The sequence below is a fragment of the Streptomyces sp. NPDC046860 genome (genome assembly GCF_040645115.1).
Taxonomy (GTDB): Bacteria; Actinomycetota; Actinomycetes; order Streptomycetales; family Streptomycetaceae; genus Streptomyces.
Genome location: NZ_JBEYXQ010000016.1, coordinates 29,534 through 43,789, shown reverse-complemented (window position 1 = coordinate 43,789; position 14,256 = coordinate 29,534). Strand labels below are relative to the sequence as shown.

At 72.6% G+C, this 14,256-nt stretch carries 18 protein-coding genes; 8 read left to right on the top strand and 10 right to left on the bottom strand.

Features of this window, described 5'->3' with window-relative positions:
* Positions 1–7: 7 nt before the first annotated feature.
* Positions 8–583 (bottom strand): FABP family protein, encoded by a 576-nt coding sequence (locus ABZ898_RS22015; RefSeq protein ID WP_361661387.1) that lies wholly within the window; start codon positions 581–583, stop codon positions 8–10.
* Between the two features lie 263 nt (positions 584–846).
* Between ABZ898_RS22015 and ABZ898_RS22010 the strand changes: the two genes are divergently transcribed.
* Together ABZ898_RS22010 and ABZ898_RS22005 are read left to right on the top strand one after the other, a co-directional pair.
* Positions 847–1,209, top strand: coding sequence for a DsrE family protein (locus tag ABZ898_RS22010; RefSeq protein ID WP_361661384.1), 363 nt, complete (start codon positions 847–849; stop codon positions 1,207–1,209).
* An 86-nt stretch (positions 1,210–1,295) separates the two neighbouring features.
* Entirely contained in the window at positions 1,296–1,619 is a 324-nt protein-coding gene (locus ABZ898_RS22005) for a hypothetical protein (protein ID WP_361661653.1), read from the top strand.
* Here ABZ898_RS22005 and ABZ898_RS22000 read toward each other — a convergent pair.
* From ABZ898_RS22000 to ABZ898_RS21965, 8 genes are all read right to left on the bottom strand, one after another.
* Complete coding sequence (locus ABZ898_RS22000; protein ID WP_361661382.1) at positions 1,616–1,879, bottom strand: DUF3099 domain-containing protein; 264 nt, start codon at positions 1,877–1,879, stop codon at positions 1,616–1,618. The genes ABZ898_RS22005 and ABZ898_RS22000 overlap by 4 nt on opposite strands.
* Before the next feature lie 99 nt (positions 1,880–1,978).
* Entirely contained in the window at positions 1,979–2,266 is a 288-nt protein-coding gene (locus tag ABZ898_RS21995; RefSeq protein ID WP_361661379.1) for a DUF1416 domain-containing protein, read from the bottom strand.
* Between the two features lie 44 nt (positions 2,267–2,310).
* Positions 2,311–3,156 (bottom strand): sulfurtransferase, encoded by an 846-nt coding sequence (locus tag ABZ898_RS21990; protein WP_361661377.1) that lies wholly within the window; start codon positions 3,154–3,156, stop codon positions 2,311–2,313.
* A 127-nt stretch (positions 3,157–3,283) separates the two neighbouring features.
* Positions 3,284–3,364, bottom strand: coding sequence for an Ms5788A family Cys-rich leader peptide (locus ABZ898_RS21985; protein ID WP_350751515.1), 81 nt, complete (start codon positions 3,362–3,364; stop codon positions 3,284–3,286).
* Positions 3,365–3,602: 238 nt separating this feature from the next.
* The gene (locus tag ABZ898_RS21980; RefSeq protein ID WP_361661374.1) at positions 3,603–4,343 is read right to left on the bottom strand and encodes a DUF2993 domain-containing protein; all 741 of its coding nucleotides are present in this window, start codon (positions 4,341–4,343) and stop codon (positions 3,603–3,605) included.
* 196 nt (positions 4,344–4,539) lie between these two features.
* Positions 4,540–5,604, bottom strand: coding sequence for a hypothetical protein (locus ABZ898_RS21975; protein WP_361661371.1), 1,065 nt, complete (start codon positions 5,602–5,604; stop codon positions 4,540–4,542).
* A gap of 4 nt (positions 5,605–5,608) precedes the next feature.
* Positions 5,609–5,863 (bottom strand): MoaD/ThiS family protein, encoded by a 255-nt coding sequence (locus tag ABZ898_RS21970; protein WP_361661650.1) that lies wholly within the window; start codon positions 5,861–5,863, stop codon positions 5,609–5,611.
* 54 nt (positions 5,864–5,917) lie between these two features.
* Positions 5,918–6,760, bottom strand: a complete 843-nt coding sequence (locus ABZ898_RS21965) for an alpha/beta fold hydrolase (RefSeq protein ID WP_361661368.1) — start codon at positions 6,758–6,760, stop codon at positions 5,918–5,920.
* A gap of 173 nt (positions 6,761–6,933) precedes the next feature.
* Between ABZ898_RS21965 and ABZ898_RS21960 the strand changes: the two genes are divergently transcribed.
* The 6 genes from ABZ898_RS21960 (at position 6,934) to ABZ898_RS21935 (ending at position 12,597) form a co-directional block, all read left to right on the top strand.
* Positions 6,934–7,728, top strand: coding sequence for a response regulator transcription factor (locus tag ABZ898_RS21960; protein WP_361661365.1), 795 nt, complete (start codon positions 6,934–6,936; stop codon positions 7,726–7,728).
* 107 nt (positions 7,729–7,835) lie between these two features.
* Entirely contained in the window at positions 7,836–8,861 is a 1,026-nt protein-coding gene (locus ABZ898_RS21955) for a LacI family DNA-binding transcriptional regulator (protein WP_361661362.1), read from the top strand.
* A gap of 112 nt (positions 8,862–8,973) precedes the next feature.
* Positions 8,974–10,014 carry a trypsin-like peptidase domain-containing protein gene (locus ABZ898_RS21950; protein WP_361661359.1) on the top strand — a complete coding sequence of 347 codons (1,041 nt, stop codon included), beginning with the start codon at positions 8,974–8,976 and terminating at the stop codon, positions 10,012–10,014.
* A gap of 51 nt (positions 10,015–10,065) precedes the next feature.
* Positions 10,066–10,299: a hypothetical protein gene (locus tag ABZ898_RS21945; protein WP_361661356.1), complete on the top strand. Its 234-nt coding sequence runs from the start codon at positions 10,066–10,068 to the stop codon at positions 10,297–10,299.
* 115 nt (positions 10,300–10,414) lie between these two features.
* Positions 10,415–11,149 carry a response regulator transcription factor gene (locus tag ABZ898_RS21940; protein ID WP_361661353.1) on the top strand — a complete coding sequence of 245 codons (735 nt, stop codon included), beginning with the start codon at positions 10,415–10,417 and terminating at the stop codon, positions 11,147–11,149.
* A gap of 8 nt (positions 11,150–11,157) precedes the next feature.
* Positions 11,158–12,597: a HAMP domain-containing sensor histidine kinase gene (locus ABZ898_RS21935; protein WP_361661350.1), complete on the top strand. Its 1,440-nt coding sequence runs from the start codon at positions 11,158–11,160 to the stop codon at positions 12,595–12,597.
* Here ABZ898_RS21935 and ABZ898_RS21930 read toward each other — a convergent pair.
* Entirely contained in the window at positions 12,594–14,213 is a 1,620-nt protein-coding gene (locus ABZ898_RS21930) for an ATP-binding cassette domain-containing protein (protein ID WP_361661347.1), read from the bottom strand. The genes ABZ898_RS21935 and ABZ898_RS21930 overlap by 4 nt on opposite strands.
* Positions 14,214–14,256 lie beyond the last annotated feature (43 nt).

The following is a 14,256-nucleotide window of genomic DNA, read 5'->3' as shown; positions in this document are numbered from 1 at the left end:
CGCGGGCCTACTTGAAGAACGCGATGCCGTCGTCCGGCATGTCCTCGGGCAGGTCCTTCGCCCAGCGCTCGACGTCCTCGGGGGTGACGGCCTTCTTGAGCTGGGCCGACATGTACGGACGCAGCTCGACCTCGGGGGTCTGCTTCTCGCCGACCCACATCAGGTCGCCCTTGACGTAGCCGTACAGGCGCTTGCCGCCCGTGTACGCCGGGGACTCCGGGGTACGGGCGACCGCGTCCGTGACCAGGTCGATCTGCGGCTTCTTGTCCGCCAGCTCGCCGTACCAGATCTCCACCACGCCGTCGTCGCGGGTCATGGTGACCGTGATCTTGCGCTCGGCGTCGATCCGCCAGAAGCCGGCCTCGGACTCCAGCGGGCGGACCTTGTTGCCCTCGTTGTCGAGGACCCAGGTGCGGGAGCTGTACTCCAGGAAGTCCCGGCCGTCGTGGGTGAAGGTCACCTCCTGGCCGAAGTTGCACTTCTCCGAGCCGGGGAAGTCGTGGACACCCGCGCCCGCCCAGTTGCCCAGCAGAAAGGCGAGGGGGACGAGGTCCTTGTGCAGGTCAGACGGGATCTCGATCATGAGCGGCCGTTCCTGGTCGGTTCTGGGGCGTTACTTCAGCGCTGGCCCTGGTACAGCTTCTTCACGGTCAGTCCGGCGAAGGCGATCACGCCGACGCAGACCAGGACCAGCAGCAGTTCGAAGAAGATCTCCACGGGTGTGCTCCTTGAGCGGAAGTGGACGTACGACAGAGCCGCGCTCAGCTTACGCGGCCTGCGCCGGAGTCTCCTGGCGAGGGCCGGTATCCCGGGGTCCGCGGGGACCGGCCGCACTACGATCGCCGCATGGCGAACAAGCTCGTGATCAAGGTGACCTCCGGTGCCGACGCCCCGGAGCGGTGTTCTCAGGCGTTCACCGTGGCCGGTGTGGCCGTGGCCAGTGGGGTCGAGGTGTCGCTGTGGCTGACCGGGGAGTCGGCGTGGTTCGCGCTGCCGGGGCGGGCGGCGGAGTTCGAGCTGCCGCACGCGGCGCCGTTGCAGGACCTGCTGGAGTCCGTGCTGACGGCGGGGCGGGTCACGCTGTGCACGCAGTGCGCGGTGCGGCGGGACATCGGCGAGGCGGACGTCCTGGAGGGCGTGCGGATCGCGGGCGCGCAGGTCTTCCTGCAGGAGGTCATGGCGGACGGGACGCAGGCCCTCGTCTACTGATTTCCCGTTGTGCGGGACCCGGGCACGGCCCTAGGGTCCCCGGCATGTCCCTACGTCTGCGTATGCGCCAGGCCCTTCCGGAAGCGATGCGTGCCCGCGACAAGGCCGCGGTGAGCGCACTGCGCTCGACGCTCGCCGCGCTGGACAACGCCGAGGCGGTGCCCGTGGACGACGCCGTGGTCCGGGGCGCGGCCATCGAGGAGTCGCCGGCCGGAGCGGGGGCCACCGAGGCGGCCCGGCGTGAGCTGAGCGAGGGCGGCGTGAGCGAGATCGTGCGGGCCGAGGCCGCCGAACGCCTGGACGCGGCCGCGCTGCTGACGGCGCCCGCGCACGCGGAGCGGGTCGCGCGGCTGCGCGCGGAGGCCGCCGTGCTGCTCGGCTTCCTCGACGACCGCCAGGACGCCGTCTAGGAGCGCGGGGGCTTCTTGCCGTCCAGTTCGTCCCACCACTCGTCGGACTGCTTGTCCCCGGAGGGGGCGTCCCACCAGCGGTCCTCGGGGCCGCGGCGGTTGGCGACCATCGCGGCGACCGGCGGGATGACCATGGCGAACAGGCACATCCCGACCGCCGCCGGGACGGACCAGAGCCGGACCACCGCCCAGGCGAGGACGAAGAGGACGACGCAGATCCCCATCATCACGAAGTACCAGCGACGCCGCCGTGCGTACATGTGTCCAGAGTAGGGCCGGACAGCCGGAAGGGCCGCGCCCCAGGTGTCCAACCCGGTGGGCGCGGCCCCTGCCCCGGCCGCCTCGCGTCCGCGCGCGTCTCAGACGGCGATGGCGACCTCGGCCAGACCGCCCTGCTGGGCGACGACCGTGCGGTCGGCGCTGCCGCCGGGCACGAGCGCGCGTACCGTCCACGTGCCCTCGGCGGCGTAGAAGCGGAACTGCCCCGTGGCGGAGGTGGGGACCTCCGCGGTGAACTCGCCCGTCGAGTCCAGCAGGCGGACATAGCCCGTCACCGGCTCGCCGTCACGCGTCACCTGCCCCTGGATCGTGGTCTCCCCGGGCTTGATCGTCGCAGCGTCCGGGCCGCCGGCCTTCGCTCCACACATGTCTTTCTCCGTAAGGGGTCTGACCAGAAGGTCGGTCGGGTTGCTTACTTGGCCGCGCCCAGCTCGATCGGCACGCCGACCAGCGAGCCGTACTCGGTCCAGGAGCCGTCGTAGTTCTTGACGTTCTGCACGCCCAGCAGCTCGTGCAGCACGAACCAGGTGAGCGCCGAGCGCTCGCCGATGCGGCAGTAGGCGATGGTGTCCTTGGCGAGGTCGACGTCCTCGGCGGCGTATAGCTCCTTCAGCTCGTCGTCCGACTTGAAGGTGCCGTCGTCGTTGGCGTTCTTCGACCACGGGATGTTGCGGGCGCTGGGCACGTGGCCCGGGCGCTGCGACTGCTCCTGCGGGAGGTGGGCCGGGGCGAGCAGCTTGCCGGAGAACTCGTCGGGCGAGCGCACGTCGACCAGGTTCTGGTTACCGATCGCGGCGACCACGTCGTCGCGGAAGGCGCGGATCGCGGTGTTCTGCGGCTTGGCCTTGTAGTCGGTCTTGGCCCGCTCGGGCACCTCGTCGCCGGGGACCAGCTCGCGGGCGTCCAGCTCCCACTTCTTGCGGCCGCCGTCGAGCAGCTTGACGCTGTCGTGGCCGTAGAGCTTGAAGTACCAGTACGCGTACGACGCGAACCAGTTGTTGTTGCCGCCGTAGAGGACGACCAGGGTGTCGTTGCCGATGCCCTTGTCCGAGAGGAGCTTCTCGAAGCCCTCCTGGTCGATGAAGTCGCGGCGGACCGGGTCCTGGAGGTCCTTGGTCCAGTCGATGCGGATCGCGTTGCGGATGTGGTTCTTCTCGTAGGCGGACGTGTCCTCGTCCACCTCCACGAGGGCGATGGTCGGGTCGTCGAGGTGCTCCTGCACCCAGTCGGCGTCGACCAGGACGTCGCTGCGGCTCATGCTTTTCTCCTCCGGGGCAGTCACGGTGGCGTGCGGTGAGACGGGTGCGCGCACACGAAAGGGCGGCGGCGCACGTAGGCCCTTCCAGCAGGGCGGCCGGGAGATGCGGAAGTGCGGTGACTTCCGCTCAGAAGGGGCGACAGAGCATGGCGGCAACGCGGCACAGGTCCACTGCCCGCCGCTTCGTGAGATCCGCCTGTCGCTTCATGCCGTCGATCGTAGGGAGGTCCGGGCGCACGTGTCACCGACGTGTCGCATGGTGAGACGCGATCGTCCGCATGCTGAGCGGGGTGCGGGCCTCCCGGAACGCGGCAAGCGCCCTGGGGCCCGGAAACCGGGCCGCCGGGCGCTTCCGTCGGTCTTCACGTCCGCCGCACCACTGCGGGGTGGACGGCGCGTCTCGCCAGCCGGACAGGTGTGCGAGGCGAGGTGCGGGGCGTCGCGGGTTACTGCCCGGCGAGCTTCAGGTCCGAACCCGTCACACCGATCCGCACGCCGTCGGCCGTGGCCTCCACGCTGTCCACCGCGATCCCGCCCGGCAGCTGGTCCAGCGCCTGCTGGAAGTCGGTGATCCGGCGGAACGTGCCGTCGGCCAGGTTGGCGCCCGCTATGACGGGCAGCGAGTCCGCACGCACCCCGACCTTGCCGTTCTTGACCTCCAGCGAGCTGAGCACGGGGATCGTGCGCTCGATGCCGACGGCCGGGATGCCGAGCTTCACCGAGACCTTGATCTTGCCGTTGCCGCCGCCCCCGAGGCCGGTGATCTGGGCGGTGACACCGGGCGCCAGCTCGGTCGGCTCGGTCTTGGCGGCCTTCATCAGCTGGTCGTAGGCGATGGTCGCGCTCCCCTTGGCGGTGGCGGCGGTGGCCGAGGAGTAGTCGCCGGAGAACTCGACGTCCTTCAGGTCGGCCTTCAGGTCGTCGATACGGATCGTGCGGCCCTCGGTGCCGGTGGGCGCCGAGTAGTCCTTGATGCCCAGCGACACGTCGTCCAGCGAACCGGACGCCACCTGGGTGAGGAACGGGAAGCCCTGGATGTCCACGTCCGGCGCCGAGGCGAGGTTCTCCCGCGCCCGGACCCGGTCCGCCACCTCGCCCTCGGCGAAGTGCACCGCCACCCGGTCCGCGATCACGAAGAGCCCGCCCAGGACCACGACGAGTATCAGGATTATTCGCAGGGCGCGCATGTTCTCCCCAGAGGACGGCGACGGAGGTTCCGGCGCCGCAACCGTAGCCCCGCCGGGGGCGGCGCAGGGGGAATTGTGGATCACCTGTGACGGGGAGGCGGCGGAGTGCGGCTTTTCCCGCCTTTGCCGCAGACGTTTTCCCGTCAGGCCCCGGCCGGAAATCGCCCTCCGGCCGGGCGGCCGGTCGTACGGCCGGTCAGGCGAAGACCCGGCCCAGGAGCCAGACGGCCGGAGCCGCGGCCGCGAGCGGGAGCGCGACGCCCGCGGTCAGGTGGACGAAGCGGGAGGGGTAGTCGTAGGAGGCGACCCGGTGGCCGATGAGCGCGCAGACCGCCGCGCCCGCGCCGAGGGCCGCGCCCTGGGTGCCCAGGCCCGTCAGGTCGCCGGCCGCGAGACCGGCACCGGCCGCGGCCAGCAGGGCGACGACGACCGAGACGGGGGTCGGCAGGGGCAGCGCGCGGGCCAGGACGGCGACCGCGACCGCCGCCGCGCCGACCGACACCGCGTGCGCGGAGGCGCCCAGGAAGCCGGTGGCGAGGATGGCGAGGGCCGAGGAGACGACCGTGACCATCAGGCCGTACATCCGCTCGTCCGGCGAGGCGTGCGAGCGGAGCTGGAGCACCAGGGACAGCAGGACCCAGATGCCCAGCGGGCCGAGGATCGCGGCCGGGGCGTGCGCGCGGCCCGCCGCCAGCACCGCCGCGTCGGCGGCCAGACCGCCGAGGAAGGCCAGCGCGATGCCCTGGCGGGCGGGCCACATGCCGTTCAGCCGGAACCACCCGGCCGCCGTCACCGCCTGGAGCAGCACCAGCGGCACGACCAGGGCGTACGAGCCGAACGGCGCGGCCACCGCGAGCAGTGCGCCGAGCAGCGCGGTGAGCGCGGCGGGCTGGATGCCGGGCTCGACGATCTGCGGGCGGCCCTCCATGCGGGCCCGGTCGGCGGCGGTGAGGCCCTCGGCCGGGACGGGGTCCGCGGGAGCCTGCGCCGGCCGGGGTGCCCCGGGCGCCTGCGGGGCGGGGTAGGGCTGCTCCGCGACCGGCATCCGGGCGTGGTTCTGGGTGTCCCAGGTCTGCCCCTGCCACTGCTGGGCGGCCTGGTCGTACCCGGAGGGCGCCTGCGGGGTGCCGTAGGGCTCGGCGTAGGGGTTCGGGTACTGCGGCTGTCCCTGGGCGGGGGCCCAGTTCCCCGGTGCCTGCCGCTGCCCGTAGGGGTCGTACCCCGAGTAGGGGCCGCCCTCGTACGACTGCTGGTCGCTCAACGCCTCATCCTCCTGCGAACGGCGGGAGCACCTCGACCGTGCCGCCCTCGGCCAGCCGTACCGTCTCATGCGCGCGGGTCCCGACGGGAGCGCCGTCGACGAGGAACGCGCACCTCTTGAGCACGCGGGTGAGTTCGCCGGGGTGCCGTTCGCGCACCGAGGCCAGCGCCTCGGCGAGCGTCGTGGCGTCGTACGCCTCGTCGGCGGTCCCGGCCGCGGCCTTGGCGGCGGCCCAGTAGCGCACCGTGACCTCGGGCATCTCGTTCCTCATGTGACGGCGGGAAATTGAAAGGTTAAGACGGTGCCGCCAAGGCTAGTCCGTCCCCCGCCCGGTGCGCTCCCGCGCCCATCGGCCGATCCGGGCGAGCAGTTCGTCCCCGGCCGCGTTCTCGGCGTGGCCCATGCCCGGTTCCAGCCAGAGTTCGCCCGCCTCCCCGGCCGCGTCCGCGAGCATCCGGGGGTGGTCGAGCGGGAAGTAGCCGTCGCTGTCCCCGTGCACCACCAGCAGCGGGACGGGCGCGATCCGGGCCGCCGCCTCCACCGGGGAGAGCGGGACGGGGTCCCAGTCGCGGTGGTGGATACGGGTGCGGAAGCCGTAGCGGCCGACCAGGCGGCCCGAGGGACGGGTGACCAGCCAGTGCAGCCGGCGCATCGGCGCGGTGCCCCGGTAGTACCAGCGGGCGGGCGAGCTGACCGAGACCACCGCGTCGACCGTGCCGGGGTTCAGCGCCGCGTGCCGCAGCACCACCGAGCCGCCCATGGAGAAGCCGACGCTCACCACGCGCGCGTGCCCGAAGCCGCGCGCCCACTCCACGGCCGCCGCCAGGTCCAGCACCTCCCGGTCGCCCACGGTGGAGCGCCCGCCGGAGGCGCCGTGGCCCCGGAAGGAGAAGGTCACCACCGCCCCGTACGCGGCCAGCGCGCGGGCCACCCGGCGCACGTGCGGCCGGTCCACGTCCCCGGTGAAGCCGTGCGCCACCACGAAGACGGTCTCGGCGGGACCCGTTCCGTATACGGCGGGGCCGGGATCGTATACGGAATCCACCGGAATTCCGTCCGCCGTACGGAGAAAAGTCCGGACAGCGGGGTCTTGGCCCGTCTCGGAATTCGGACGAATGGTGGAACGTGCCGCATGACCTGCCGGACGGTTGCTCATGTGGGCTATTCTGCTGGGCAGAGGACTCGGGCAGCGTTGCCCCCGGGTCCTTTTGTGCTTTCGGACGCGTTGTATACGAGGCGGGCGTGCCGCCGGTATACGGGGCCGACGGGAACGCAGAGCATGTACCGCACCGGATACGTCCTCGCAGGGACCGAGGAGGAACCAGACGTATGAGTTCTCTGCTGCTCCTGACCAACGCCCTCCAGCCGTCGACGGAGGTGCTCCCCGCGCTCGGCCTGCTGCTGCACAACGTGCGGGTCGCCCCGGCGGAGGGTCCCGCTCTCGTCGACACCCCGGGCGCCGACGTCATCCTCGTCGACGGCCGCCGCGACCTCCCCCAGGTGCGCAGCCTGTGTCAGCTGCTGCGCTCCACCGGACCGGGCTGTCCGCTCGTCCTGGTGGTCACCGAGGGCGGGCTCGCCGCCGTCACCGCCGACTGGGGCATCGACGACGTCCTGCTCGACACCGCCGGCCCGGCCGAGGTCGAGGCCCGGCTCCGGCTCGCCATGGGCCGCCAGCAGCTCGTCAGCGACGACTCCCCCATGGAGATCCGCAACGGCGACCTCTCCGTGGACGAGGCCACCTACTCCGCGAAGCTGAAGGGCCGGGTCCTGGACCTGACCTTCAAGGAGTTCGAGCTGCTGAAGTACCTGGCCCAGCACCCCGGCCGCGTCTTCACCCGCGCCCAGCTCCTGCAGGAGGTCTGGGGATACGACTACTTCGGCGGCACCCGCACCGTGGACGTGCACGTACGGCGGCTGCGGGCCAAGCTCGGCCCGGAGCACGAGTCGCTGATCGGCACCGTCCGCAATGTGGGATACCGCTTCGTCACCCCGGAGAAGCCCGACCGGGCCGCCGAGGAGGCACGCTCCGGGGCCAAGCGCGCCCCGTCCGGGCGGGCAAAGACGGCGGAAGGGGACACCTCCGCGGTCCGCGAGGGCAGCGAGGTCCCGGCGGACGCTTAAAGCCGCCGCGGCCGGGGTAGTGCCAGGGCACCCCCGGCTGTCGCCGGCCCGCGGTCCGCGCCACGAATGCCCTGCCCAGAGCGGGTCGATCCGCGTAGACTCCGCGCGTGGCGAAGGTGACTCGGGATGATGTGGCACGGCTGGCGGGGACCTCCACCGCCGTGGTCAGCTATGTCATCAACAACGGACCCCGGCCGGTCGCCCCGGCCACGCGCGAGCGTGTCCTCGCGGCCATCCAGGAGCTGGGGTACCGCCCGGACCGGGTGGCCCAGGCGATGGCCTCGCGGCGCACCGACCTGATAGGGCTCATCATCCCGGACGCCCGCCAGCCCTTCTTCGGGGAGATGGCGCACGCGGTCGAACAGGCCGCCTCCGAGCGCGGGAAGATGGTCCTGGTCGGCAACACCGACTACATCGCCGAGCGCGAGGTCCACTATCTGCGGGCCTTCCTCGGCATGCGGGTCTCCGGGCTCATCCTCGTCTCGCACGCGCTGAACGACCAGGCCGCCGCCGAGATCGAGGCGTGGGACGCCCGCGTGGTGCTGCTGCACGAGCGCCCGGAGGCCATCGACGACGTCGCCGTCGTCACCGACGACCTCGGCGGCGCCCAGCTCGCCGTCCGCCACCTGCTGGAGCACGGCCACGACTACGTGGCCTGCATGGGCGGCACCGCCGACACCCCGGCCGTGGGCGACCCGGTCTCCGACCACGTCGAGGGCTGGCGCCGGGCGATGTCCGAGGCGGGCCTGACGACCGAGGGCCGGCTCTTCGAGGCCGCGTACAACCGCTACGACGCCTACCGGGTCGCGCTGGAGATCCTGGCCGGGCCCCGGCGGCCGCCCGCGATCTTCTGCTCCACCGACGACCAGGCCATCGGCGTGCTCCGGGCCGCCCGCGAGCTGCGGATCGACGTGCCGGGCGAGCTGGCGGTGGCCGGGTTCGACGACATCAAGGAGGCGGGGCTCGCCGACCCGCCGCTGACCACCGTGGCCTCCGACCGCCCGGCGATGGCCCGTGCGGCGGTGGACCTCGTGCTGGACGACGGCCTGCGTGTCGTCGGCTCCAGACGCGAGCGGCTGAAGACCTTCCCCTCCCGTCTCCAGGTCCGCCAGAGCTGCGGCTGCGCGGGCTGAACCGCAGGTCACCCCCCGTTCGTCCGGCGTCTCATCGGAACCGAACCAGGTTCTGCCCGGCTTCTCAGCCAGGGCTCAGGAAGCTCTCATGGTCGCGGGACATGCTCCTCGTATGACCGAGAGCACGCGCCGCAGCGGCGGCCACGAGTACGAGCACCCGCAGGGGACTCCCGCTCAGCAGTACGCGGCCCCCCGCGCGGCCGGCGTGCACCCCGCATGGCCGCCCCCGCCGGCCCACGCACCCGCCCACGCGGCGGGGACCGGGTCCCGGCGGGGAGGCAAGCGGCCCAGTGGTCCGGTCACGCTGCTCGCGGCGGTCGCGCTGGTCGCGGCCGCGGTCGGCGGAGGCACCGCCTACGCCTTCCAGCAGCTCACCGGCGACGACAGCACCACCACCGACACGGCCACCCCGGTGGTCGCGGCCGGGAAGAAGGGCGACGTGGCGAACATCGCCGCCGCGCTCACCCCGAGTGTCGTCGAGGTCAACGCGTCCCTGGCGACCGGCTCCTCCACCGGCTCCGGCGTCATCGTCTCCAGCGGGGGCGAGATCATCACCAACAACCACGTCGTCTCCGGCGCCTCCTCGGTGAAGGTGCGCACCAGCGACGGCACCAGCCGCACCGCCCGGGTCGTCGGCACCGACAGCTCCAAGGACCTGGCGCTGCTGAAGATCGACGGCGCCTCGGGGCTGAAGGCGGCGCCGCTCGGCACCTCCTCCGGCGTCCAGGTCGGCGACACGGTCGTGGCGATCGGCTCCCCCGAGGGGCTGACCTCCACCGTGACCAGCGGGATCGTCTCGGCGCTCGACCGGGACGTGACCGTCTCCACCGACGAGGGGCAGAGCGGCCAGGGACAGGGCGGCGACGAACAGTGGCCGTTCCGGTTCGGCGGCCGTGAGTTCAACGGGGACCCCGGCTCCTCCACCACCACCTACAAGGCCATCCAGACCGACGCCTCGCTCAACCCCGGCAACTCCGGCGGCGCCCTCATCGACGCCTCCGGCCGGGTCATCGGGATCAACTCCGCCATGTACTCCTCGGGTTCGCAGGCTTCCTCGTCCTCCGACGCGGGCAGCATCGGGCTCGGCTTCGCCATCCCGGTCGACACCGTCAAGGCCGACCTGGCGAAGCTGCGGTCGGGTTCCACCGGCTGACAGCACGTACCCCCACGGCACAGCGCAGCACCGAGCAGCAGGGAGAACGTCATGATCAAGAACGTCTCGCACCAGGCCCCTGTCTCCGGACCGGCGAACGTCGCCGTCGCCCTCGAGGTGGCGCACGAGCTGCACACCCCCGACCCCCGCCGCCGCCTGCCCGAACTGGCCACCCCCGCGCCCCAGCTCATGGGCCTGCGCACCTCCGCCGCCCGCCCGCACCGCCGCAAGGTGCCGCTGAACCGGCTCACCGCCCTGACCCGGTTGACCCCGGCCGGGGTCTGACCACCCGGCTTCCACCGGGGTCCGACCCCGGCTTCGGCCGCGGCGGCGCCGAAACGTGGCAGGCTGAAGAACCGCCCCGTCCACGCCCCACCGCACCCACGAGGAACCGCGAGCGATGAGCCCCGCCGAAGGCGACCGTGATCCCCAGCGCATCCTGATCGTCGACGACGAACCGGCCGTACGCGAGGCCCTGGAACGCAGCCTCGCCTTCGAGGGGTACGACACGAGGGTCGCCGTCGACGGGGCGGACGCGCTGGAGCAGGCCGGGGACTACCGGCCCGACCTGGTCGTCCTGGACATCCAGATGCCCCGCATGGACGGCCTGACGGCCGCCCGCCGCATCCGGAGCACCGGGGACCTCACCCCCATCCTGATGCTGACGGCCCGTGACACGGTCGGGGACCGGGTGACGGGACTGGACGCCGGGGCCGACGACTATCTGGTCAAGCCCTTCGAGCTGGACGAGCTGTTCGCCCGCATCAGGGCCCTGCTGCGGCGCAGCTCCTACGCCGGGGGCGTGTCGGCCGAGGCCCGCGAGGACGAGGCGCTCACCTTCGGCGACCTGCGGATGAACCTCGCCACCCGCGAGGTCACCCGGGGCGGCCGGCCGGTGGAGCTGACCCGCACGGAGTTCACGCTGCTGGAGATGTTCCTGGCGCACCCGCGCCAGGTGCTGACCCGGGAGCAGATCCTCAAGGCGGTGTGGGGCTTCGACTTCGAACCCTCCTCCAACTCCCTCGACGTGTACGTGATGTACCTGCGCCGCAAGACCGAGGCGGGCGGCGAGCCCCGGCTCGTGCACACCGTCCGGGGCGTGGGGTACGTCCTGCGGCAGGGCGGCGCCGAGTGAGGCGGCTGATGCGCCGCTACCGGGCGCTGCCGATCCGGGCGAGGCTGGCGATGCTGGTCGCGGCGGCCGTCGCCTTCGCGGTGGCCGCGGTGTCGGTGACCTGCTGGTTCATCGTGCAGGGCAAGCTCTACAGCGAGATGGACGAGCGCCTGCAGAGCCTCGGCCGGCCGCTCAGCCCCGACCAGGTGACCACCCTGCTGCTGACCTGCCCGCAGTCCCCGGGAGCGGACGAGGGCCCGCCCTCCTTCCTCTACCTCCAGATCGTGACCGCCGAGGGCCGCACCTGTGTCACCCCGTACTCGGAGGGCACGGTGAAGCTCACCCCGGCGGACGTGGCCGCCGCGCGCAACGCCACCCTCGGCCGGCGCACCCTGCGCGACGGGGTGGACACCGACGGGGACGACGTACGCGTGATGACCAGCGCCGTGCCCGTGGGCGGGACGCCCGGCTCGCAGGCCTACCCGGAGGTCGCCGTCATGGTGGCGTTCTCCCTGAAGGACACCCAGCGGACGCTGAGCGACCTCGCGCTGATCCTGCTGCTGGTCTCCGGGATCGGGGTCGTGGGCGCGGGCGCGGCCGGGCTCGCGGTGGCGCGGGCGGGCCTGCGGCCCGTGGACAAGCTGACCGAGGCGGTCGAGCACGTGGCCCGCACCGAGGACCTGGCGGTCCGCATCCCGGTGGCCGAGGACAGCGACGACGAGGTGGCCCGGCTCTCGAGGTCCTTCAACTCGATGACGACCGCGCTGGCCGGGTCCCGCGACCTCCAGCAGCAGCTCATCGCGGACGCCGGGCACGAGCTGCGCACCCCGCTCACCTCGCTGCGCACCAACATCGAGCTGCTGACCCGCAGCGAGGAGACCGGCCGGCCGATCCCGGCCGCCGACCGCAAGGCGCTGCTGGCCTCGGTGAAGGCGCAGATGACCGAACTGGCCGCGCTCATCGGCGACCTGCAGGAGCTGTCCCGCTCCGAGGGGCAGCGCGGGGAGCGCGTGCAGGTGTTCTCGTTCCAGGAGACCGTCGAGGAGGCGCTGCGGCGGGCGCGGCTGCGCGGGCCCGAGCTGACGATCACGGCGCACCTGGAGCCCTGGTTCGTCCGGGCGGAGCCTTCCGCGCTGGAGCGCGCGGTGGTCAACATCCTGGACAACGCGGTGAAGTTCAGCCCCGAGGGCGGCACGGTCGAGGTGCGGCTGACCGACGGCGTGCTGACCGTGCGCGACCGCGGTCCGGGCATCCCGGCCGAGGAACTCCCCTACGTCTTCGACCGGTTCTGGCGCTCCCCCAGCGCCCGCGCGCTGCCCGGCTCGGGCCTCGGCCTGTCGATCGTGGCCCGTACGGTGCAGCAGGCGGGTGGCGAGGTGAGCCTCGACCGCGCCCCGGACGGCGGCACGGTCGCCACCGTCCGGCTGCCGGGGGCACCGACGCCACCCCCGGCGGACCAGGAGTACTAGCGGGCGCGCTCCACCCGGCGCTCGTCCCACACCGGTTCCGGGGTCTCGCGGACCCGGCCGTCGGAGCCGAAGACCAGGTAGCGGTCGAAGGAGCGGGCGAACCAGCGGTCGTGGGTGACCGCCAGCACGGTCCCCTCGTACGCCTCCAGCGCCTCCTGGAGGGCCTCGGCGCTCTCCAGGTCGAGGTTGTCGGTGGGCTCGTCCAGCAGCAGGGCGGTGGTCCCGGCGAGCTCCAGCAGCAGGATCTGGAGGCGGGCCTGCTGGCCGCCGGAGAGCCGCTCGAAGTTCTGCTCGGCCTGCCGGTCCAGGCCGTAGCGGCGCAGGATGGACATGGCCGGGCCGCGGGACTGGGAGTGCTCGGACCACAGGATGTCCAGCAGGGTCCGGCCGACCAGCTCGGGGTGGGCGTGGGTCTGCGCGAAGTGGCCCGGCACCACGCGGGCGCCGAGCTTCCACAGCCCGGTGTGCGCGACCCCGGTCCCGGCCAGCAGGCGCAGGAAGTGCGACTTGCCGGAGCCGTTGGAGCCGAGCACCGCGACCCGCTCGCCGTAGAAGACCTCCAGGTCGAACGGCTTCATCAGGCCGGTCAGCTCCAGGCCCTCGCAGGTGATGGCGCGCACACCGGTACGGCCGCCGCGCAGCCGCATCCGGATGTCCTGCTCCTTGGGCGGCTCGGGAGGCGGTCCGGCCTCCTCGAACTTGCGCAGCCGGGTCTGGGCGGCCGCGTACCGCGAGGCCATCTCGTGGCTGACCGAGGCCGCCTGCTGGAGGGTGACCACCAGCTTCTTGAGCTGGGCGTGCTTCTCCGACCAGCGCCTGCGCAGCTCCTCGAAGCGGGCGAAGCGCTCGCGGCGGGCCTCGTGGTAGGTGGCGAAGCCGCCGCCGTGCGTCCAGACGTCGGCGCCGCCCTCGGCGGGCTCCACGCTGACGATCCGCTCGGCCGAGCGGGCGAGCAGCTCGCGGTCGTGCGAGATGAACAGGACCGTCTTGCGGGTGGCCCGGATCTGCTCCTCCAGCCAGCGCTTGCCGGGCACGTCCAGGTAGTTGTCCGGCTCGTCCAGCAGCAGCACCTCGTCCTGGCCCCGGAAGAAGTACTCCAGCACCAGCCGCTTCTGCTCACCGCCGGAGAGGGTGTTCACCTGGCGCCACTGGGCCTGGTCGTAGGGGATGCCGAGGGCCGCCGTGGTGCACATGTCCCACAGGGTCTCCGCCTCGTACCCCTGGGCCTCGGCCCAGTCGGAGAGGGCCTGGGCGTACGCCATCTGCGCGGCCTCGTCGTCCACGGTCATGATCGCGTGCTCGGCCTCGTCGACCGCCTTCGCGGCCGTGCGGATGCGCCGCGGGGCGACGGAGACGAGCAGGTCGCGGACGGTCGACTCGTCCCGGACGCCGCCGACGAACTGGGGCATCACCCCGAGTCCGCCGCTGACGCTCACCTTGCCGCCGTGCGCGTCGAGTTCGCCCGCGATGATCCTGAGCAGCGTCGTCTTGCCCGCGCCGTTCGGCCCGACCAGCGCGACGGCCGAGCCCTCGCCGACGCGGAACGACACATCACCGAGCAGCGCCCGCCCGTCCGGCAGGTAGTACTCGATGTGCGCGGCCTCCAGATGTCCCATGCCCCGCATTCTCCCCGCTGGACCCCGCCGGGCGGAAACGGTA

What these genes read in the sequence shown, in the direction of transcription:
- ABZ898_RS22015 (WP_361661387.1), bottom strand. Translation starts at nt 583, where the DNA reads ATGATCGAGATCCCGTCTGACCTGCACAAGGACCTCGTCCCCCTCGCC.
- ABZ898_RS22010 (WP_361661384.1), top strand. Translation starts at nt 847, where the DNA reads ATGGCGAACAAGCTCGTGATCAAGGTGACCTCCGGTGCCGACGCCCCG.
- ABZ898_RS22005 (WP_361661653.1), top strand. Translation starts at nt 1,296, where the DNA reads ATGCGTGCCCGCGACAAGGCCGCGGTGAGCGCACTGCGCTCGACGCTC.
- ABZ898_RS22000 (WP_361661382.1), bottom strand. Translation starts at nt 1,879, where the DNA reads ATGTACGCACGGCGGCGTCGCTGGTACTTCGTGATGATGGGGATCTGC.
- ABZ898_RS21995 (WP_361661379.1), bottom strand. Translation starts at nt 2,266, where the DNA reads ATGTGTGGAGCGAAGGCCGGCGGCCCGGACGCTGCGACGATCAAGCCC.
- ABZ898_RS21990 (WP_361661377.1), bottom strand. Translation starts at nt 3,156, where the DNA reads ATGAGCCGCAGCGACGTCCTGGTCGACGCCGACTGGGTGCAGGAGCAC.
- ABZ898_RS21985 (WP_350751515.1), bottom strand. Translation starts at nt 3,364, where the DNA reads ATGAAGCGACAGGCGGATCTCACGAAGCGGCGGGCAGTGGACCTGTGC.
- ABZ898_RS21980 (WP_361661374.1), bottom strand. Translation starts at nt 4,343, where the DNA reads ATGCGCGCCCTGCGAATAATCCTGATACTCGTCGTGGTCCTGGGCGGG.
- ABZ898_RS21970 (WP_361661650.1), bottom strand. Translation starts at nt 5,863, where the DNA reads ATGCCCGAGGTCACGGTGCGCTACTGGGCCGCCGCCAAGGCCGCGGCC.
- ABZ898_RS21965 (WP_361661368.1), bottom strand. Translation starts at nt 6,760, where the DNA reads ATGAGCAACCGTCCGGCAGGTCATGCGGCACGTTCCACCATTCGTCCG.
- ABZ898_RS21960 (WP_361661365.1), top strand. Translation starts at nt 6,934, where the DNA reads ATGAGTTCTCTGCTGCTCCTGACCAACGCCCTCCAGCCGTCGACGGAG.
- ABZ898_RS21950 (WP_361661359.1), top strand. Translation starts at nt 8,974, where the DNA reads ATGACCGAGAGCACGCGCCGCAGCGGCGGCCACGAGTACGAGCACCCG.
- ABZ898_RS21945 (WP_361661356.1), top strand. Translation starts at nt 10,066, where the DNA reads ATGATCAAGAACGTCTCGCACCAGGCCCCTGTCTCCGGACCGGCGAAC.
- ABZ898_RS21940 (WP_361661353.1), top strand. Translation starts at nt 10,415, where the DNA reads ATGAGCCCCGCCGAAGGCGACCGTGATCCCCAGCGCATCCTGATCGTC.
- ABZ898_RS21935 (WP_361661350.1), top strand. Translation starts at nt 11,158, where the DNA reads ATGCGCCGCTACCGGGCGCTGCCGATCCGGGCGAGGCTGGCGATGCTG.
- ABZ898_RS21930 (WP_361661347.1), bottom strand. Translation starts at nt 14,213, where the DNA reads ATGGGACATCTGGAGGCCGCGCACATCGAGTACTACCTGCCGGACGGG.